20 protein-coding genes are annotated in these 18,423 nt (G+C 66.6%); 13 read left to right on the top strand and 7 right to left on the bottom strand.

The window, feature by feature from the left end; translation table 11 throughout:
- Positions 1-233 precede the first annotated feature (233 nt).
- The 11 genes from HW466_RS14070 (at position 234) to HW466_RS14120 (ending at position 9,543) form a co-directional block, all read left to right on the top strand.
- Positions 234-635, top strand: a complete 402-nt coding sequence (locus HW466_RS14070) for a DnaJ family domain-containing protein (protein WP_057925390.1) — start codon at positions 234-236, stop codon at positions 633-635.
- Positions 632-1,213, top strand: a complete 582-nt coding sequence (gene tadA / locus HW466_RS14075) for a tRNA adenosine(34) deaminase TadA (protein WP_059503245.1) — start codon at positions 632-634, stop codon at positions 1,211-1,213. The genes HW466_RS14070 and tadA overlap by 4 nt, the downstream gene beginning before the upstream one ends.
- Before the next feature lie 103 nt (positions 1,214-1,316).
- Positions 1,317-2,255, top strand: coding sequence for a muramoyltetrapeptide carboxypeptidase (gene ldcA / locus HW466_RS14080; RefSeq protein ID WP_174905741.1), 939 nt, complete (start codon positions 1,317-1,319; stop codon positions 2,253-2,255).
- A 308-nt stretch (positions 2,256-2,563) separates the two neighbouring features.
- Positions 2,564-3,268, top strand: coding sequence for a GntR family transcriptional regulator (locus tag HW466_RS14085; protein WP_059449989.1), 705 nt, complete (start codon positions 2,564-2,566; stop codon positions 3,266-3,268).
- A 148-nt stretch (positions 3,269-3,416) separates the two neighbouring features.
- Positions 3,417-4,901, top strand: a complete 1,485-nt coding sequence (locus HW466_RS14090; protein WP_059503241.1) for an NCS1 family nucleobase:cation symporter-1 — start codon at positions 3,417-3,419, stop codon at positions 4,899-4,901.
- Positions 4,902-4,911: 10 nt separating this feature from the next.
- A complete protein-coding gene (locus HW466_RS14095; protein WP_059547308.1) occupies positions 4,912-5,748 on the top strand; it encodes an aspartate/glutamate racemase family protein in 837 nt (278 codons plus the stop codon).
- Between the two features lie 151 nt (positions 5,749-5,899).
- Positions 5,900-6,853: an allantoinase PuuE gene (puuE, locus tag HW466_RS14100; RefSeq protein WP_059503542.1), complete on the top strand. Its 954-nt coding sequence runs from the start codon at positions 5,900-5,902 to the stop codon at positions 6,851-6,853.
- Positions 6,850-7,371, top strand: coding sequence for a 2-oxo-4-hydroxy-4-carboxy-5-ureidoimidazoline decarboxylase (gene uraD, locus HW466_RS14105; RefSeq protein WP_151005691.1), 522 nt, complete (start codon positions 6,850-6,852; stop codon positions 7,369-7,371). The genes puuE and uraD overlap by 4 nt, the downstream gene beginning before the upstream one ends.
- Before the next feature lie 62 nt (positions 7,372-7,433).
- Positions 7,434-8,447 carry an allantoicase gene (alc, locus tag HW466_RS14110; RefSeq protein ID WP_059449984.1) on the top strand — a complete coding sequence of 338 codons (1,014 nt, stop codon included), beginning with the start codon at positions 7,434-7,436 and terminating at the stop codon, positions 8,445-8,447.
- Positions 8,444-8,956: an ureidoglycolate lyase gene (locus HW466_RS14115; protein ID WP_059503238.1), complete on the top strand. Its 513-nt coding sequence runs from the start codon at positions 8,444-8,446 to the stop codon at positions 8,954-8,956. Before alc ends, HW466_RS14115 begins: the two co-directional genes overlap by 4 nt.
- Positions 8,957-9,132: 176 nt before the next feature.
- The gene (locus tag HW466_RS14120; RefSeq protein ID WP_151005693.1) at positions 9,133-9,543 is read left to right on the top strand and encodes an ACT domain-containing protein; all 411 of its coding nucleotides are present in this window, start codon (positions 9,133-9,135) and stop codon (positions 9,541-9,543) included.
- A 96-nt stretch (positions 9,544-9,639) separates the two neighbouring features.
- On the opposite strand, the gene HW466_RS14125 is transcribed toward HW466_RS14120, so the two are convergent.
- The gene (locus HW466_RS14125) at positions 9,640-10,833 is read right to left on the bottom strand and encodes a urate hydroxylase PuuD (protein WP_059449982.1); all 1,194 of its coding nucleotides are present in this window, start codon (positions 10,831-10,833) and stop codon (positions 9,640-9,642) included.
- A 53-nt stretch (positions 10,834-10,886) separates the two neighbouring features.
- Complete coding sequence (gene uraH / locus HW466_RS14130) at positions 10,887-11,240, bottom strand: hydroxyisourate hydrolase (RefSeq protein ID WP_011657188.1); 354 nt, start codon at positions 11,238-11,240, stop codon at positions 10,887-10,889.
- A 510-nt stretch (positions 11,241-11,750) separates the two neighbouring features.
- On the opposite strand from uraH, the gene HW466_RS14135 reads away from it, so the two are divergent.
- The gene (locus HW466_RS14135; RefSeq protein ID WP_151005695.1) at positions 11,751-13,163 is read left to right on the top strand and encodes an 8-oxoguanine deaminase; all 1,413 of its coding nucleotides are present in this window, start codon (positions 11,751-11,753) and stop codon (positions 13,161-13,163) included.
- A gap of 127 nt (positions 13,164-13,290) precedes the next feature.
- On the opposite strand, the gene HW466_RS14140 is transcribed toward HW466_RS14135, so the two are convergent.
- Positions 13,291-14,220 carry a LysR substrate-binding domain-containing protein gene (locus tag HW466_RS14140; RefSeq protein ID WP_040144447.1) on the bottom strand — a complete coding sequence of 310 codons (930 nt, stop codon included), beginning with the start codon at positions 14,218-14,220 and terminating at the stop codon, positions 13,291-13,293.
- Between the two features lie 223 nt (positions 14,221-14,443).
- Positions 14,444-14,653, bottom strand: a complete 210-nt coding sequence (locus tag HW466_RS14145) for a dodecin (protein WP_006755984.1) — start codon at positions 14,651-14,653, stop codon at positions 14,444-14,446.
- 135 nt (positions 14,654-14,788) lie between these two features.
- Here HW466_RS14145 and HW466_RS14150 point away from each other — a divergent pair, with 135 nt between their 5' ends.
- Entirely contained in the window at positions 14,789-15,682 is an 894-nt protein-coding gene (locus HW466_RS14150; protein WP_059503230.1) for an NAD(P)-dependent oxidoreductase, read from the top strand.
- 77 nt (positions 15,683-15,759) lie between these two features.
- On the opposite strand, the gene HW466_RS14155 is transcribed toward HW466_RS14150, so the two are convergent.
- The 3 genes from HW466_RS14155 to HW466_RS14165 all read right to left on the bottom strand — a co-directional run bounded on the left by HW466_RS14155 (position 15,760) and on the right by HW466_RS14165 (position 18,413).
- The gene (locus tag HW466_RS14155) at positions 15,760-16,206 is read right to left on the bottom strand and encodes a hypothetical protein (protein WP_027784713.1); all 447 of its coding nucleotides are present in this window, start codon (positions 16,204-16,206) and stop codon (positions 15,760-15,762) included.
- Between the two features lie 331 nt (positions 16,207-16,537).
- Positions 16,538-16,969: a large conductance mechanosensitive channel protein MscL gene (gene mscL, locus HW466_RS14160; protein ID WP_006752022.1), complete on the bottom strand. Its 432-nt coding sequence runs from the start codon at positions 16,967-16,969 to the stop codon at positions 16,538-16,540.
- 253 nt (positions 16,970-17,222) lie between these two features.
- On the bottom strand, positions 17,223-18,413 hold the full coding sequence (locus HW466_RS14165) for a tetratricopeptide repeat protein (RefSeq protein WP_151003962.1): 1,191 nt from the start codon (positions 18,411-18,413) through the stop codon (positions 17,223-17,225).
- Positions 18,414-18,423 lie beyond the last annotated feature (10 nt).

Consider the following 18,423-nt stretch of genomic DNA (forward strand, 5'->3'; position numbering starts at 1 on the left):
GAGCGCGGTCCAGCCGGGCGAAATTCAAATCCGGAGCGGAGCTTGCCTGCGCAAAATGCCGCGAAAATCGCGCGGAGCCTGCTGCGGCGCAGCACAGCGGGAAGTCGCGGTGATCGGCACGCATGCGCAGCGATTCGGCCCCTAAAACACAATATCGAGCATACCTTCGAAGGGCCTGTCATACGCACGTCACCCTGCTAGAATTCGGCTGCCGCATTTGTTCCGATTGACTGATGAGATTGCTTGATGCACTGGTCGAACAACGCATTGCCGCCGCTGCCGCGCGGGGCGAGTTCGACGATTTGCCGGGTACCGGCGCGCCGCAGGCGCTGGATGACGACCTGCTCGTACCGGAGGAGGTCCGGGTGGCCAACCGCATTCTGAAGAATGCGGGCTTCGTGCCGCCGGCCGTCGAGCAACTGCGCGCGCTGCGCAATCTGCAGGATGAACTGCAGGCGGTCAGCGATCGTGCCGCGCGCTGCCGGCTGCAGGCGAAGATCCTCGCGCTCGACATGGCGCTCGAATCGTTGCGCGGCGGCCCGATGGTGATGCCGCGCGACTATTGCCGACGCATCGCGGAACGTCTGTGCGAGCGCGGGCTCGACGACGTGCCGGCCGAAGCGGGGCCGATGTGAGCGCCGACGCGCTGCACGACGCGGCAGCCGGATCGGCTGCCGCTTGCGATTCTGCCGTTCCCGAAGCTGCGCCCGTGTCCGCCCGCGACCTGCATTTCATGCGGCTCGCGCAGGCGGCGGCCGAAGAGGCGCGCGCGGCCGGCGAAGTGCCGGTCGGCGCGGTGCTCGTGCGCGGCGACGAGGTGATCGCACGCGGCTTCAACCATCCGATCGGCGGGCACGACCCGTCCGCCCACGCGGAAATGGCCGCGCTGCGCATGGCCGCGCAGCATCTGCAGAATTACCGGATGCCCGGCTGCGAACTGTACGTGACGCTCGAGCCGTGCCTGATGTGCGCGGGCGCGATCATGCATGCGCGCATCGCGCGAGTCGTCTATGGCGCCGCGGATCCGAAAACGGGCGCATGCGGCAGCGTGATCGACGCGTTCGCGAATCCGCAACTGAACCACCATACCGTCGTGACGGGCGGCGTGCTCGCCGACGAGTGCGGCGCCGCGCTGAAGTCGTTCTTCGCGGAGCGCCGTCGCGCGCTGCGTGAAGCAAGGCTCGCCCGCGACACCGAATCCGGCGCACCGTAAGCCGCCGCGCCCGTCGCCTGAAGCGGGGCGGGCAGCACCGTTGCGTGAACCGGAGACGGTTCGGACCCTCTAAGCAGGTTTGACGATCCCGATACCTTTCGCCATGTCCCTCCAGCCCGCTGCGTCCTACACCATCCGCCTGCTGGCGCCGTCCGGTTATCCGCACGACCCCGACGCGATCAATCGCGCGCTCGAGCGCCTGAGCGGCGCGCAACATCGCATCGAGAACATCGAGGCGACGCAGCGCCGCTTCCAGCGATTCGGCGGCACCGACGGCGAGCGGGCCGGCGACCTGAACCGCCTCGCGGACCCGGAGCGCGCGCTGCCGGACATCGCGCTCGCGGTGCGCGGCGGCTACGGCGCCGCGCGCATCCTGCACGGGCTCGACTATCGCGGGCTCGAACGACGTCTGCGCGACCAGCCGATCGCGCTCGTGGGTCACAGCGACTTCACCGCGATCCAGCTCGCGCTGTATGCGAAGGCGCGCATCAAGACTTTCGGCGGGCCGATGCTCTCCGCCGACTTCGGTGCGGAAACACCGAGCAACTTCACGATGCAGCACTTCTGGCGGACGCTGTCGCAGCCGAGCACGACGATCGTCGCCGATGCGCCGCAGGTCCAGACCGCGAACGTGACGGGCACGCTGTGGGGCGGCAATCTGGCGATTCTCACGTCGCTGATCGGCACGCCGTACATGCCCGACATCGAGGGCGGCATCCTGTTCGTCGAGGACGTCAACGAGCAGCCGTTCCGGATCGAACGGATGATCTACCAGCTGCACCTGTCGGGTGTGCTCGCGCGCCAGCAGGCGCTCGTGCTCGGCCAGTTCACGGGCGCGCGGCCGTTCGAATACGACAACGGCTACGACATGCAGGCGATGATCGACCAGGTGCGCTCGGTGGTCGGCATTCCGGTCATCACCGGGCTGCAGTTCGGTCACGTGCCCGATCTGCTGACGCTGCCGTTCGGCGCGCAGGCTGAGCTCGTCGCCAATGCGCACGGCTTCCGGCTCACACTGTCGGACTATCCGCATCTCGGCTGAGCCGGTCGGCTACGATCGAAAGGCGGAGTTTTCCGCCTTTTTCTTTAAGCAAGTGTGCAACTAACGGTCAACTATTTTCGTCACCGTCGCTCGGCTTGGTGCCCGGGTGTGCACCAATTTTGTCAACAAAACGACCGCGAGGGTATACACCGTGAGCCGCCATGGAGAAGCAGGAGAGGCTTGCCGTGCCTAGATTTCGGGCGCGATGCACCGCTCTGGCACGGGCGGGTGCACGCGGATTGTGCGCATTTAGCGAAAAGAATTGTTGACAATCTTTATGTCCATCCTAGGATGAGGATCATCACGCGATGCAGAACATGAACGACCTCGATACCCATCCGTCCGGCGCTGCCGGTCCCGAAGCGATCGCCGAGCGGATCCGCACGGCGATCCTCGAGCATCGGCTCGCGCCCGGCGCGAAGCTGACGGAGGCGCAGCTCTGCGACGTGTTCGGCGTGAAGCGCGGGACGATCCGGCAGGCGCTCTCGCAGCTCGCGGCCGACAAGCTGGTCGATCTCGAGCCGAACCGCGGCGCGTTCGTCGCGAGTCCGACGCTGCAGGACGTGCACGAGGTATTCGAGATGCGCCGGATCATCGAGCTGGCCGTCGTCGAGCGGCTCGCGACGGGGCCGGGCGCGAAGCGGCTGAAAGGCATCGCTACGCTGATCGACAAGGAACGCAAGGCGTTCGAGCGGCACGACTTCGCGGCGTGGATCCGGCTGTCGGGCGAATTCCACACGGCGCTCGCGGCGCTGACGGGCAATGCGACACTCTGCGAGTGCCTCGACGGGCTCGTCGCACGCTCGACGTTGATGTCGGCGCTGTATGAATCGCACGGCCGCAGCCCGTGCTCGTGCGACGACCATGACGAGATCCTGACCGCGCTGGAAGCGGGCGATTCGAAGCGGGCGGTGACGCTGATGGCGCACCACCTGCAGCATGTCGAACTGAAGATGCTGGACCGGCCCGCGCAAGGGCAGGTCGATTTGCGCGAAGTGTTCGGCGGCGCCTGAGCGGCGACGCGAATCCGGCCGCGCGCCACACGACAAGAGCAATGCAGGCCGGCGGTTCGCGCCGTCGGCCGCCAGTCCGACTCCGGGCGATGTCCGGAGCGATATCGATGACGGTGGAGCGGCTCCCAGGCCGCGTCAAGGAGAAGTCATGGCTCAGTTCAGTGTGGCGCACGACAGCGCGTATCCGGAGGAAGAAGGCGGCGAGGGCGGCGGCCCGGCGTTGCCGGACGGTTACAGTCAACGTTTGTACAACGAAGATTTGGCACCCCTGAAGAATCAGACGTGGGGCGCCTACAACATCTTCGCGTTCTGGATGTCGGACGTGCACAGCGTCGGCGGCTACGTGTTCGCGGGAAGCCTGTTCGCGCTCGGGCTGACGAGCTGGCAGGTGCTGATCGCGCTGATCGTGGGCATCACGATCGTGAACCGGCTGTGCAACCTGATCGCGCGGCCGAGCCAGCAGATCGGCGTGCCGTATCCGGTCGCATGCCGTGCGACGTTCGGCGTGCTCGGCGCGAACGTGCCTGCGGTGATCCGCGGGCTGATTGCGATCGCGTGGTATGGCATCCAGACCTATCTCGCGTCCAGCGCGCTCGTGATCGTCGTGCTGAAGTTCTTTCCGCAATGGCTGCCGTACGCAGACGTCCATCGCTACGGTTTTCTCGGGCTGTCGGCGGTCGGCTGGGCCGGCTTCATGCTGCTGTGGGTACTGCAGGCGCTCGTGTTCTGGAACGGGATGGAGACGATCAAGAAATTCATCGACTTCGCCGGCCCGGCCGTCTACGTCGTGATGTTCATCCTGGCCGGCTACATGGTGTGGCGTGCGGGCTGGCGCAACATTGGCATCAACCTCGGCGGCGTCAAGTATCACGGCGCGGAAGTGATTCCGGTGATGATCACGGCCGTGTCGCTGGTCGTGTCGTACTTCTCCGGGCCGATGCTCAACTTCGGCGACTTCTCGCGCTACTGCCGCTCGTTCGGCGACGTGAAGCGCGGCAACTTCTGGGGGCTGCCGGTCAACTTCCTCGCGTTCTCGCTGGTCACGGTGATCACCACCGCCGCGACGCTTCCGGTGTTCGGCGAGCTCATCACCGATCCCGTCGAGACGGTCGGCCGCATCGACCATCCGACGGCCGTGATCCTCGGTGCGCTGACGTTCACGATCGCGACGATCGGCATCAACATCGTCGCGAACTTCGTGTCGCCCGCGTTCGACTTCTCGAACGTGGCGCCGCGGCTGATCAGCTGGCGCGCGGGCGGCATGCTCGCGGCCGTCGCGTCGATCTTCATCACGCCGTGGAACCTGTTCAACAATCCGGCCGTGATCCATTACACGCTCGACGTGCTCGGCGCATTCATCGGCCCGCTGTACGGCGTGCTGATCGCCGACTTCTACCTCGTCAAGCGCGGCCGGCTCGTGCGTGACGACCTGTACACGATGTCCGAGCGCGGCACCTACTGGTACACGGGCGGCGTGAATCGCCGCGCGCTCGCCGCGCTGCTGCCGGCCGCGGTGATCGCCGTCGTCTGCGTGATGGCGCCGGGCTGGCAGGCCGCCGCGAACTTCTCGTGGTTCATCGGCGCGGGGCTCGGCTTCGTGTTCTACCGGCTGCTCGTGAGCACGAAGGCTTGAGGAGCGCACGATGAAGATCAAGCTGATCAATCCCAACACGACGCAGCGGATGACCGATGCGATGGGCCGCTGCGCTCGCGAAGTCGCGGCCGCGGGCACCGAGATCGTCGCGGTGAGCCCGCCGATGGGTCCGCCGTCGATCGAAGGCTATTACGACGAGGCGCTCGCGACGCCCGGGCTTCTGGCCGAGATCGCGCAGGGCGAGCGCGATGGCTGCGACGCGTACGTGATCGCATGTTTCGGCGATCCGGGCCTTCATGCGGCGCGCGAACTCGCGCGCGGGCCGGTGATCGGGATCGCCGAGGCGGCGATGCACGCGGCGAGTGTGCTTGCGCCGGGCTTCTCGGTCGTCACGACGCTCGCGCGCACCTGCGGGATGGCGTGGCATCTCGCCGAGCGCTACGGGATGAAGCGGTTCTGCCGCAACGTGCGGGCGACCGATGTCGCGGTGCTCGAGCTCGACCGCCCCGGTTCGGCCGCGCGACGGATCATCGTCGATGAATGCCGGCGCGCGCTCGACGAGGACGGCGCCGACGCGATCGTGCTCGGCTGCGCCGGGATGGCCGAATTCGCGCACGAGATCGAGCAGCAGATCGGCGCGCCGGTGGTGGAAGGCGTCACGGCGGCCGTCAAGTGGGCCGAGGCGCTCGTCGCGCTGCGCCTCGCGACCGCGAAGCGCGGCGATTATGCGCGGCCGCTGCCGAAGCGCTACGACGGCGAATTCGCGCGGTTCAGCCCGCCGGAGGACGCGTCCACGGCCGGGCCGGCCGCTGCGGCCGCGCGCAGCGGCGGCGCGGACGAGGAACCGGTGCCGAATTTGCCGCAATCGCACATACACGCCGTCTGACATGCACTATCTGCGCCGCTGTATGGGCGCGTATGGACGTTTTCGCTACACTGGGCCGTCATCGCATCGGCCCGTGCGGCCGGCCCTCGGGCAGCCGCGCGCGTCGATGCGAACCCATTACTTCAGCAGGCTTTCGCCGCACCTCGAATCCATGTCACTCGATCCCGATTATCCTCGCGACCTGATCGGCTACGGCCGCCATCCCGTGCAGGCGAACTGGCCCGGGCGTGCCCGCGTCGCCGTGCAATTCGTCCTCAACTACGAGGAGGGCGGCGAGAACTGCGTACTGCACGGCGATCCGGGCTCCGAACAGTTCCTGTCCGAGATCGTCGGCGCGGCCGCGTATCCGGACCGCCACATGAGCATGGAATCGATCTACGAATACGGCTCGCGTGCCGGCGTGTGGCGCATCCTGCGCGAATTCGAGAAGCGCGGGCTGCCGCTGACGGTGTTCGGCGTGGGCATGGCGATCGAGCGCCATCCGGAACTCGCGCGTGCGTTCGTCGAACTCGGCCACGAGATCGCGTGCCACGGCTGGCGCTGGATCCACTACCAGAGCATGTCGCCCGAGCTCGAGGCCGAGCACATGCGCCTCGGGATGGAAGCGATCGAGCGCGTGACGGGCGAGCGTCCGCTCGGCTGGTACACCGGCCGCGACAGCCCGAACACGCACCGCCTCGTCGCGGAATACGGCGGCTTCCTGTACGACTCCGACAACTACGGCGACGACCTGCCGTTCTGGATGGACGTCAAGGTGTCCGGCGGCGGCACGTCGCCCCAGCTGATCGTCCCGTACACGCTCGATACGAACGACATGCGCTTCGCGACGCCGCAGGGCTTCAACACCGGCGAGCACTTCTTCGAGTACCTGCGCGACGCATTCGACGTGCTGTACGCCGAGGGCGACGAAGCGCCGAAGATGCTGTCGATCGGCATGCACTGCCGACTGCTGGGCCGGCCGGGACGTTTCCGCGGCCTGCAGCGTTTCCTCGACCACATCGAGAAGCACGATCGCGTATGGGTGACGCGCCGTGTCGATATCGCGCGTCATTGGCGTGAACATCATCCGTATCAGCCCAATCATCGAAACGAAGGGAAAGCATGAAGGCGATGCGTTACACGTTGGAGCAACTGAACACGATGGCGCCGAGCGCATTCGTCGCGGCGCTGTCGGGAATCTTCGAACATTCGCCGTGGGTGGCCGAGATTGCCGCGGGCGCGCGACCGTTCGCGAGCATCGACGCGCTGCACGAGACGATGTCGAACGCGGTGGAGACGAGCGGCGAAGTGCGCCAGCTCGCACTGATCAACGCTCACCCGGAACTGGCCGGGAAGGCTGCCGTGCGCGGCGAGCTGACGGCCGAGTCGACGCGCGAGCAGAGCGGCGCGGGCCTCGACCAGTGCACGCAGGAAGAGTTCGACAAGCTGCTGACGCTGAACCGCACGTATCGCGAGAAGTTCGGCTTCCCGTTCATTCTCGCGGTGCGCGGCTACGACCGGCACGGCATCATCGCGAATTTCGAGTCGCGCGTGAACCATTCGCGCGCCGAAGAACTGCGGGCGAGCCTCGACCAGATCTACCGGATCGCGCGCTTTCGTCTCGACGACCTCATCGACGCCTGACTCCGCAACATGGCCTGCTGCGGCGCAGCGGCCGGTTCGCTTTACTGAAACAAGGAAACATCATGGCTGTTCCGCTTCTCGATCCCGACGCACCCGATTTCACGCGGCGCTACGTGAACCTCGCCGACCCGCGCCTCGGTGCGCAGGCGCTCGAGGCCAGCGACGACTTCTTCGCGCCGAAGGAGCGGATGCTGAATCCGGAGCCGGCGGTCTTCATCCCCGGCAAGTACGACGATCACGGCAAGTGGATGGACGGCTGGGAGACGCGCCGCAAGCGCACGACCGGTTATGACTGGTGCATCGTCAAGCTGGCGCGGCCCGGTGTGATCAAGGGCTTCGACATCGACACGAGCCACTTCACCGGCAACTTCCCGCCGGCCGCGTCGATCGAGGCCGCCTACGTGGCCGATGGCGCGCCGACGCATGCGACCGAATGGGTCGAGATCGTGCCGTCGACGACGCTGCAGGGCAACAGCCATCACTACGTCGAAGCGAGCGACGCGCGTGCATTCACGCACCTGCGCGTGAACATCTATCCGGACGGCGGCATCGCGCGCCTGCGCGTGTACGGCCAGCCGCAGCTGGACTGGGCCGGCGCGAGCGCGACCGAGCAGTTCGACCTCGCGGCGATGGAAAACGGTGGTTACGTGGTGGCCGCGAACAACCAGCATTTCGGCGTCGCGTCGAACCTGCTGCTGCCCGGCCGCGGCGTGAACATGGGCGATGGCTGGGAGACCCGCCGCCGCCGCGAACCGGGCAACGACTGGGCAATCATCGCGCTCGCGCAGCCGGGCGTGATCCGCAAGATCGAAGTCGATACCGCGTTTTTCAAGGGCAACTATCCGGACCGCTGCTCGATCCAGGCCGCGTACGTGTCGGGCGGCACCGACAGCTCGCTGATCACGCAGTCGATGTTCTGGCCGGCGCTGCTCGGCGAACAGAAGCTGCAGATGGACAAGCAGCATTACTTCGAACACGAGATCGCATCGCTGGGCCCGGTGACCCACGTACGCCTGAACATCATTCCGGACGGCGGCGTGTCGCGCCTGCGTCTGTGGGGGACGCTCGACAAATGAAGACGCTTGCAATCGAACCGCTGACCAAGGACGCGTTCGCGCCGTTCGGCGACGTGATCGAAACGGAAGGCGCGAAGCAGATTCCGATCAACCTCGGCACGACGATCCGCTTTCACGATCTCGCGAAGGTCGACGTGACCGACGAAGGCGGCCGCACGCTCGTGAACCTGTTCCGCGGCCAGCCGCGCACGCTGCCGTTCGAGGTGAAGATGCTCGAGCGCCATCCGCTCGGCAGCCAGGCGTTCGTGCCGCTGAACGACCGGCCGTACCTGGTCGTCGTCGCGCCGGCGGGCGATCTCGATCCGTCGAAGATCCGCGCGTTCGTGACGAGCGGGTGGCAGGGCGTGAACTATGCGAAGGGCGTGTGGCATCACCCGCTGATCGCGCTCGGCGGCGTCAGCGACTTCATCGTCGTCGATCGTGGCGGCGACGGATTGAATCTGAACGAGCAGGACCTGCAGGAATCGCTGTGGCTCACCGAGGATGCGCTGGATGCCGTGACGGCCTGAGCAGCATTTCTGCAGTACCTCGTTTCATCAAGGAAACCCGCGCGAAACTGCGCGGGTTTTTTTATGTCCGCCGCGCACGCACGCGCATCGCGCGATCGCCATGTCGAAGACGTCGATCGCATGCTATCGTGCCCGCATCGCTACCGCACGACGCCCGGCTTCCGGGCCGTACCACGATGAGCCGCCCTGAAAACGACCTCGCGATCCTGTTGCGCACGATGCGTCCCGAACTGCATCGCGATGCGTTCGCCTTCGTCGCACTGCCGGCCGATGTCGACGTATCGTTATCCGAAGCGATTGCGACGTTCCGCGAAACGGAAGGCCTGACGGTCGTGGTCGACGAGGCGACGGCCGCGCGTCGTGGCTGGCCCGTGCTGTTTCGCGCTGCCTGGATCACGCTGACCGTTCATTCGGACCTCGCGGCGGTCGGCCTGACGGCCGCGTTCGCAAGTGCCCTCGGCGCGGCTGGCATCAGCTGCAACGTGATGGCTGCTGCGTATCACGATCACATCTTCGTGCCGTTCGACGACGGCCCGCGCGCGCTCGATGTGCTCGTCGCGCTGCAGCGCGATGCGATGCGCGGCTAGCGGAGACGCGTTCCGGACGCGCAAAAAAAACGGGCCCGTTTCCGGGCCCGCGAACGGAGAGGATTGCGCCGGCATCCAGTGCCGGCGCACGGCGGCTTACTTGACCGCGCCACCCTCGAACCAGGCGGCGAGCTTCACGCGCTCGTCGTCGGTCATGTGCGTGACGTTGCCGATCGGCATCGCCTTCAGGCGCACGGCCTGTTCGTAGATGCGCTGCGCGTTCTTCGACACTTCGTCCGGCGTGTCGAACATGACGCCGGCGGGTGCGCTGCCCATCAGCGTCGGCTTCGCCGAGTGACACTCGACGCAGCGCTGCTGCAGGATCGGCATGATGTCGTTGATCACGATCTTCGGCGCGTTCGCGGCTTGCGCTTCCGGTGCGACCGGCTTCGGCATCGTCCACACCAGTGCGCCCGACAGCAGCGCGACGCCGCCGATCGGCAGGTACCACAGCTGCTTGCCACGGTGGCGCATCACGAAGAACTGGCGGATCAGCGCGCCGGCCAGCATGATCAACACGAGCACGACCCAGTTGAACTTGTTCGTGTACGTCATCGCATAGTGGTTCGACAGCATCGCGAACACGACCGGCAGCGTGAAGTACGTGTTGTGCACCGAACGCTGCTTGCCGCGCTTGCCGTAGATCGGGTTCGGCTCCTCGCCCTTGAGCATCTTGTCGACCATCTTGCGCTGGCCCGGGATGATCACGAAGAACACGTTCGCCGACATGATCGTCGCGAGCATCGCGCCGACGATCAGGTACGCCGCGCGCCCGGAGAAGATGTGGCACGCGAGGTACGCGGCGATAACGACGTAGATGCCGACGCAGATGCCCAGCACGCGATCGTTGGTGCCGAGGATGCGGCACAGCGAGTCGTAGACGATCCAGCCGGCCGCGAGGAAGCCGAGAGCGGATGCGACGGCGACGACCGGGCCCATGTCGAGCACGCTCTTGTCGATCAGATACGTGTTCGGTGCGAGCAGGTACAACACGAAGAACAGCGAGAAGCCCGACAGCCACGTCGTGTACGACGGCCATTTCGACCAGTGCAGGTCATCCGGCATTTCCGGCGGAGCGACCGTGTACTTCTGCATGTTGTAGAAACCGCCGCCGTGGACGTGCCACAGTTCGCCGAACACGCCGCGCTTGCGCTGGTTCGCGTCGGTCGGCGGTTTCAGGCTGTTGTCGAGCGCGACGAAATAGAAGGACTCGCCGATCCACGCAATGGCGACGATGACGTGCAGCCATCGCAGCGCGAGGTTCAGCCAGTCGGTGATGAAGCCTTCCATGAAACTCCTCCAGACTCAGATCGTTGTCTTTGATGCGGGCGCCGATGCGTGTGTCAGCTGCCGCGATAGGTGCTGTACGACCACGGCGACACGAGCAGCGGCACGTGGTAGTGCGAGGCGGTGTCGGCAATGCCGAAGCGCAGCACGACGCGGTCGACGAAGCGGGGTTCGGGCACCTTCACGCCGAGCGACGCGAAGTAGTCGCCGGCATGGAACACGAGTTCGTATTCGCCGGCGGCGAGTGCGGCACCTTCGAGCAGCGGTTCGTCGCAGCGGCCGTCGCTATTGGTCAGCACGGTCTTGATCGCGCGGCGCGATTCGCCGTCCAGCGCGTAGAGGTCCACCTTGATGGCAGCGCCGGGGCGACCGTGTGCCGTATCGAGTACGTGGGTAGTGAGCTTTCCCATTCGCAATTGTCCTTGTGTGAATGCGAGGTTCGGCGGCGACTCGATCCATTGACTGTGCGGCGGATCGAGGCTCCACGTCACGTGGCTACATACCCGTCGGCGAGATTGAAGCGAGCGCCGTGCAGGCATTGTAAAAAGGTTCCCCGCGCGAATGCGGGCGCGATATCAAAGATAATGCGCCGCGCATGAACCGCTGTCGACGCCCGGCCGGGAACGGCCGGCGGCCCGGAATTCCGGCGCCCGCCCGGGCCGCGCGCGGCGTACCATATCGAAACCGTGAAGTGCGGTATTCCGGATCGCGCATTGTGCGTTGCGCGCACTTGGGCGATGCTCCGGCCGTGCGCGTCGGGCGTCGGTCCGCGCGTACCCCGAAGACGGCATTCACGCCGGGTAACCGGGCCAGCGCGTTCGAACGGACGCAGGCACCGGGGCGTGCCGCGAATCAGCGTTCGAACGGCCTTGTGACGGCCTCCGGGAGCGGCTCCCGGGGGCAGACGACGCGGAGAACGCATGAACCTCGAGCAGCACGCCGGCGCACGCGCGCCGCACCCATCCTCATCCCGCCCGAAAACCTTGCTGGTCAAGCACGCCGACGTGCTCGTGACCATGGACGACACGCGCCGCGAATTGCGCGATGCGGGGCTCTATATCGAAGACAACCGGATCGTCGCGGTCGGCCCGAGCGCCGAGCTGCCCGATACCGCGGACGAAGTGCTCGACCTGCGCGGCCACCTCGTGATCCCGGGGCTCGTGAACACGCATCACCACATGTACCAGAGCCTCACCCGCGCGGTGCCGGCCGCGCAGAACGCCGAGCTGTTCGGCTGGCTCACGAACCTGTACCGGATCTGGGCGCACCTGACGCCCGAGATGATCGAGGTGTCGACGCTGACCGCGATGGCCGAACTGCTGCAGTCGGGCTGCACGACGTCGAGCGACCATCTGTACATCTATCCGAACGGCAGCCGGCTCGACGACAGCATCGGCGCCGCGCAGCGAATCGGCATGCGCTTTCACGCGAGCCGCGGCGCGATGAGCGTCGGCCAGCGCGACGGCGGGCTGCCGCCCGATTCCGTCGTCGAGCGCGAGCCCGACATCCTGCGCGACGCGCAGCGCCTGATCGAGACCTATCACGACGAAGGCCGCTACGCGATGCTGCGGGTGGTGGTCGCGCCGTGCTCGCCGTTCTCGGTGAGTCGCGGCCTGATGCGCGACGCGGCCGTGCTGGCGCGCGATTACGGCGTGTCGCTGCACACGCACCTGGCCGAGAACTTCAACGACATCGCGTACAGCCGCGAGAAGTTCGGGATGACGCCTGCCGAATACGCGGAGGATCTCGGGTGGGTCGGCCATGACGTATGGCACGCACACTGCGTTCAGCTCGACGAGGCGGGCATCGGCCTGTTCGCGCGCACCGGCACCGGCGTCGCGCATTGTCCGTGTTCGAACATGCGGCTCGCGTCCGGCATCGCGCCCGTGAAGAAGATGCGTCTCGCAGGTGTGCCGGTCGGGCTCGGCGTCGACGGTTCCGCGTCGAACGACGGCGCGCAGATGGTCGCCGAAGTGCGGCAGGCGCTGCTGCTGCAGCGGGTGGGTTTCGGGCCGGACGCGATGACCGCGCGCGAGGCACTGGAGATCGCGACGCTGGGCGGCGCGAAGGTGCTGAACCGCGACGACATCGGCGCGCTGAAGCCCGGCATGGCCGCGGACTTCGCCGCATTCGACCTGCGCCAGCCGCTGTTCGCGGGCGCGCTGCACGATCCGGTCGCGGCGCTCGTGTTCTGCGCGCCGTCGCAGACGGCGTACACGGTGGTGAACGGAAAGGTGGTGGTGCGGGAAGGGCGGCTTGCGACGCTCGATTTGCCGCCGGTCATCGAACGTCACAACGCGCTGGCGCGCTCGCTGGTGGAGGCGTCGCGCTGACGCGTCGATGGGACGGTCACGCCGCGTGCCGCGGATCGGGCGCGCGGCGGCGGGCGTGGCCGCCGCACGCCGCGCATCGCACCGGGCCGCGCTGCAACGGCGCGACCGCCGCGCGCGTGCTGCGCGATTACGCCTCGATCAGCGTGCGGGTTGCTTCGGCGACGAGGCCGCGCAGCCAGCGCACTTCGTCCGAGTAGTGGCAGCGTTCGTGCCACAGCTGGTAGTACTGCATCGGCGGGAAGTCGAGCGGTGCCGGCACGACCGACAGCGGCAGGAACTTCGCGTAGTGATCGGCGAACAGGCGCGTCGTCGTGAAGATCAGGTCGGACTTCACCAGCACGTACGGCGCGAGGTTGAAGTACGGCAGCGTGACGACCACGTGACGCTTGAGCCGTTCGCGCGCGAGATGCACGTCGATCGCGCCGCGCTGGCCGACGGAGTACGGCGTGGGCGCGAGATGCGGCGCGTTCAGATACTGGTCGAGCGTGAGCCCGCCGCGCTTCGCGAACGGATGCGTGTTGCTCATCAGGCAGACGATTTCGTCGACGAACAGGTTCGACAGGTGCAGCTGCTCGGGCGGCTCCGGCCAGTTGCCGACGACGATGTCGAGCTTGCCGTCTTCGAGCGCGAGCTCGTAGTCGAATGCGGGGCCGAGCGAGTGAAACTCGAGCGTTGCGTTCGGTGCCGCCTGGCGGAAGCGCTCGACGACGGTCGGCACGAACAGCACGTTCAGATAGTCGGGGCAGCCGATCCGGTAGCAGCGGATCGACGTGGCCGGGTCGAAATTGTGCTGCTGGAACTTGATGCGCTCGATTTCGCGCAGTGCGTTCTGTACCGGCTCGAGCAGGCGCAATCCGTATTCGGTCGGGACCATGCCGGACTTGCCGCGCACGAGCAGCGGGTCGCCGGTGATGTCGCGCAGGCGCCGCAGCGCGGCGCTGATCGCCGGTTGCGACTGGTTCAGTTTGACGGCCGCGCGCGTGACGCTGCGCTCCATCAACAAGGTGTGCAAGACGCGCAAGAGGTACGTGTCGATCGCCTCGCGTTGCTGACTCATGATTTCTCCAGTTTATATGGCTGGGCTGATCGAGGGGTGCTGTGGGTATATGGTTTTTAATATGAACGAAAGTCAGCGTCAAGAGATGGATACCCGCAGACGACCGCCGGCCGGGCCTTGCGAAGGACGCGAACGGACGGAGGCGGGTGGGCGCGGCACCGCGCGGATGCGCATTGCACGCATCCGTTGGCCCCGCACCGCGCGTGAAGGTGAAGCGCGTGCGTCAGTCGTCGATGCGCATGCCGACTTTCAGCGTGACCTGCCAGTGGATGACCTGGTCGCCTTCGATGTGGCCGCGCGTTTCGGTGACCTGGAACCAGTGCAGGTTGTGCAGCGTCTTGCCGGCTTTCGAAATCGCGTTGCGGATGGCGTCGTCGCAAGACTGCCGCGATGAGCCGGTCAGTTCGATCAGCTTGTAGACGTGGTCGCTCATGATGCGCTCCCTGGAATGTCGGTATGTGCGGCCGGCGCAAGCGGCGGGCCCGAGGCGGCACCGCGCGTGTCCGGCTTCTTGAGTGATAGGTATGATGGGCGGCAAGTGCAACCCCAATTGGAGGCGAGAAACATCGTGGAAGTCGGATTTTGCGGACCGGGATTGATGGGCGCGCCGATGATTCGGCATCTGCTGGCGGCGGGCCATCGGGTCAGCGTATGGAACCGGACGCGCGGCAAGGCAGAGGCGCTCGAAAAAGACGGTGCACAGGTGGTCGACACGCCGCGCGAACTGGCCGAGCGCGTCGACACGGTGTTCGTTTGCGTGCTTGACGGTCGCGCGGTCGGCGACGTCGTGTTCGGCGAGCACGGGCTTCTTGCCGGCGATGCGAATGCGCGGCGCCTGAAGCGCATCGTCGATCATTCGAGCATTCCGCCGGCCGCGACGCGCGACTATGCGGCGCGCGCGGCCACGCTCGGCGTCGGCTGGATCGACGCGCCGGTGTCGGGCGGCGTGCCCGGCGCGCAGGCCGGCACGCTCGCGGTGATGGCGGGTGGCGGCGCGGCGGATCTCGACGCGGTGCGGCCGCTGATCGACACGTATGCGTCGCGCATCACGCACATGGGCGATGCGGGCGCGGGCCAGACCGCGAAACTCTGCAACCAGGCGATCGTTACCGCGACGGTGACCGCGATCGCGGAAGCGGTCGGCCTCGCGCAGGCGAGCGGCATCGACGCCGCGCGGCTCGCCGATGCGCTGGCCGGCGGGTGGGCCGATTCGGTGCTGCTGCAGACGTTCGTGCCGCGCATGACGTCAGGCGGTCACCCGCCGATCGGCGCGCTGAGTACGTTCCAGAAGGACGTCGACGCGATCGCCGACGCCGCACGCGACACGGGCGCGGTGATGCCCGTATCGGCCACGGTGCAGCAGGTGCTTCGGCTGGGCGCCGCGCAAGGGCTCGCCGGTGCCGATTTCGCCGCGTTCATCGACATCGTCCGGCCCGGCAACGGACGTGCGGCGGCGCAGTAAGCATGCGGCGACGCTGAAGCGGGAAGCCTGAATGGCCGATGGGCCGCTGCGAGGCGGCCCATCGTGTCGGTGTCGGTTCAGCCGAGCGAGCGCGGTGTCGTGTCGCCGGCGTTCTGGCGTCCGAGGCCGCCGCGCAGGCTGGCCTTCGTGCCTGCACCAAATTCGGGCAGGATGCGTGCCCGGGCGCGGCTTGCGAACACGAGGAAGCCGAAGCCGTTCGCCTCGTACCAGTACCCGCCGTTCTCGAGGCCGTCGAGCGGCTGTTCGAGTGCGTTGGCGATCGATTCGATACAGCGCTTGCGCAGTTCGGCGATGGCCGGATAGGGCGGCTGTGCGCCGCGCACACTGCACAGGAGCACGTCGAGGCCGGGCAGCACATGCGCATAGAGGACGGGCTCGTCCTGCGCGCGAGCGCGGGCAATCTTGGTGTCGAGTTGCGCGAACGGTTTCGAGTGGCGCAATACCGCGAGGAACGACTCCTGGCCGTCCTGTTGCGCACGTCGACGTTTTTTCGGGAAGGACATAAACACTCGCCTCAAAAACAATTGCAAGAAATGCGGCACTTTCATGCGACCCACTCCCGGCTATGTACGCCGCATGTCGATCCTTTATAGCACACGAAAATGCTGCACTCGCGCGGTACGACGATCAATGTCTCCCGTCGACCCGCTTGCCACGATGATCGACACAGCCAGCGTCTTGGCGCCCGTACTGTCGTTTAGTCTCCATCATAGACCTGCTTTTCCCGCGCGTGCATTCGCGCGTCACAAAAAAGTGCGATGGGCCACGCGCGGCACGCGCCCATGAAAAAGGCCCGCACTTGGCGGGCCCGGCGGATGCTGCGTGGCGCGAAGCTCAGCGCTGCTTGAGCGAATCGCGGATCTCGCGCAGCAGCACGATGTCTTCCGGCGTCGCGGCCGGCGCGGCTTCTTCCGGCTTGCGCAGCTTGTTGATGAATTTCACCATCAGGAAGATGATGAACGCGAGGATCACGAAATTGATCGCCACGGTGATGAACGAGCCGTAGCCGAATGCGGCCACGCCCGCGGCCTGCAGGTCCTTGAACGAATCGGGATTACCCTTGAACGACGGAGGGATGGTGCCGAGCAGAACGAACTTGTTCGAGAAATCCAGACCGCCCGTCAGCACGCCGATGACCGGCATGATGAGGTCTTTCACGACCGAGTCGACGATCTTCGAGAATGCGCCACCGATGATCACGCCGACGGCGAGATCCATCACGTTGCCTTTGACGGCGAACTCCTTGAATTCCTTGATTATGCTCATGAGCGGCTTTCTCCTGGTTGGGCGAGGGGAGGCGTGCCGCGACGCGCAGGGCTGCGAAGCGTCTGACGGGTCGGAGGGGGATCGGAGGCACGCCGATGGCCGCATGATAGCGAACGTGCCCCATTGCCGGTAGCCCATCTTGAAATGATTAACAAATCGCGGACGGGTCGGCGAGCGCGGAATTGAAAGGAAGCGCGGTGCGACGGGGCGGGCGTGGCGCGATGCGATGCGTCCATGCCCGCGTGTGCAATGCTCAGGTGTTGTCGTCGGTCCAGCCGTCGTCGTTGCTGCCGAGATCGACGCCGCCGCCGCTGTTGCCGTCGCTCCAGTTCGAGTCGTCGCCGCGGCCGAGGTCGAAGCCCGGCTCGTTGTTTTCCTGGCGTCGGCGCTGGTCGTCGACGATCACGTCGCGTTCGACCACGCGTTCGCGCCCGCCGGACATCGCCTCGCCGAGCAGCACGCCGGTCAGCAGGCCACCCATCCCGCCGCCGAAGCCGCCGCCTTGCTGGATCACGACGGGCGGCTGCTGTTGCGGATACGGTTGCGGCGGATAAGGCTGTTGCGGGTACGGTTGCTGCTGATATGGCTGGCCTTGCGCGCCGGTCACGCGATCGGCTTCCTGCGCGTACACGGAGCCGCTGCCGTTCGCGGGCGCCGCGGGTTGCGCGCTCGGATCGGGGCGGCCTTCGACGCGCGCCTTCACGCTCGCGTGTCGCTGTTCGAGTTCGTCGACGCGATACGGCGGCACGGGATTCTTGCCGTTCGACAGTGCTTCGACGAGCGTGCGTGCGTCGGTCTCGATGCCTTCGATTTCGCTGACGAGCGCGGCGGCGCCCGGCGCCGTCGACAGCTTCGCGTCGAGCTTCAGCGGACGGATGTCGTTCAGCACGTCGGTCGCGCGCTTCAATTGCGTGCGGCGTTCGTCGTCGGCACGACCGTCTCCGGCCGAGCGCGCGCGTCGCAACGTCCAGCGCAGCACCAGCGCGACGATCGCGACGATCAGGCCGAGGCCGATCCACATGCCGGTCGACGGACCGTGTTTCGCGACCGGCGCGGCAGGGGCCAGCGACGACTGCAGCGAACCGCTCTGCGTGGCAGACGGTGCGTTGCCGCTCGTGCGCGCGGCGTCCGCGCGGATGCGCGATTCGGTCTGCGCGAAACGCGACGCGTCGGTGAAGCGCAGTTGCGGGTCGAGCGACTTCGCCTTCTGCAGTTGCGCGAGCGCGTCGGACGCGCGGCCTTCGCGGTCCAGCACCTGCGCGTACAAATAGCGCGCATGCGCGTTGTTCGGGTGGGCGTCGATGACTTGCGACAGCTGCGTGTCGGCTTGCTGCCAGTTGCGCTGCGCGATCGATTGCTCGACCTGCTGCAGCGACGGGACCGCGAACGCGGCGGACGACAGCAGCATCAGCGAGAGGCCGAGAGCGGCGAGAGATTTCTTCATGGTCGAACCG

It is taken from the genome of Burkholderia territorii, assembly GCF_902833055.1.
GTDB lineage: Bacteria > Pseudomonadota > Gammaproteobacteria > Burkholderiales > Burkholderiaceae > Burkholderia > Burkholderia territorii.

Excerpts from the sequence above, each read along its gene's own strand:
- HW466_RS14070 (WP_057925390.1), top strand. The coding sequence starts at position 234 with ATGAGATTGCTTGATGCACTGGTCGAACAACGCATTGCCGCCGCTGCC.
- ldcA (WP_174905741.1), top strand. The coding sequence starts at position 1,317 with ATGTCCCTCCAGCCCGCTGCGTCCTACACCATCCGCCTGCTGGCGCCG.
- HW466_RS14085 (WP_059449989.1), top strand. The coding sequence starts at position 2,564 with ATGCAGAACATGAACGACCTCGATACCCATCCGTCCGGCGCTGCCGGT.
- HW466_RS14090 (WP_059503241.1), top strand. The coding sequence starts at position 3,417 with ATGGCTCAGTTCAGTGTGGCGCACGACAGCGCGTATCCGGAGGAAGAA.
- HW466_RS14095 (WP_059547308.1), top strand. The coding sequence starts at position 4,912 with ATGAAGATCAAGCTGATCAATCCCAACACGACGCAGCGGATGACCGAT.
- puuE (WP_059503542.1), top strand. The coding sequence starts at position 5,900 with ATGTCACTCGATCCCGATTATCCTCGCGACCTGATCGGCTACGGCCGC.
- uraD (WP_151005691.1), top strand. The coding sequence starts at position 6,850 with ATGAAGGCGATGCGTTACACGTTGGAGCAACTGAACACGATGGCGCCG.
- alc (WP_059449984.1), top strand. The coding sequence starts at position 7,434 with ATGGCTGTTCCGCTTCTCGATCCCGACGCACCCGATTTCACGCGGCGC.
- HW466_RS14115 (WP_059503238.1), top strand. The coding sequence starts at position 8,444 with ATGAAGACGCTTGCAATCGAACCGCTGACCAAGGACGCGTTCGCGCCG.
- HW466_RS14120 (WP_151005693.1), top strand. The coding sequence starts at position 9,133 with ATGAGCCGCCCTGAAAACGACCTCGCGATCCTGTTGCGCACGATGCGT.
- HW466_RS14125 (WP_059449982.1), bottom strand. The coding sequence starts at position 10,833 with ATGGAAGGCTTCATCACCGACTGGCTGAACCTCGCGCTGCGATGGCTG.
- uraH (WP_011657188.1), bottom strand. The coding sequence starts at position 11,240 with ATGGGAAAGCTCACTACCCACGTACTCGATACGGCACACGGTCGCCCC.
- HW466_RS14135 (WP_151005695.1), top strand. The coding sequence starts at position 11,751 with ATGAACCTCGAGCAGCACGCCGGCGCACGCGCGCCGCACCCATCCTCA.
- HW466_RS14140 (WP_040144447.1), bottom strand. The coding sequence starts at position 14,220 with ATGAGTCAGCAACGCGAGGCGATCGACACGTACCTCTTGCGCGTCTTG.
- HW466_RS14145 (WP_006755984.1), bottom strand. The coding sequence starts at position 14,653 with ATGAGCGACCACGTCTACAAGCTGATCGAACTGACCGGCTCATCGCGG.
- HW466_RS14155 (WP_027784713.1), bottom strand. The coding sequence starts at position 16,206 with ATGTCCTTCCCGAAAAAACGTCGACGTGCGCAACAGGACGGCCAGGAG.
- mscL (WP_006752022.1), bottom strand. The coding sequence starts at position 16,969 with ATGAGCATAATCAAGGAATTCAAGGAGTTCGCCGTCAAAGGCAACGTG.
- HW466_RS14165 (WP_151003962.1), bottom strand. The coding sequence starts at position 18,413 with ATGAAGAAATCTCTCGCCGCTCTCGGCCTCTCGCTGATGCTGCTGTCG.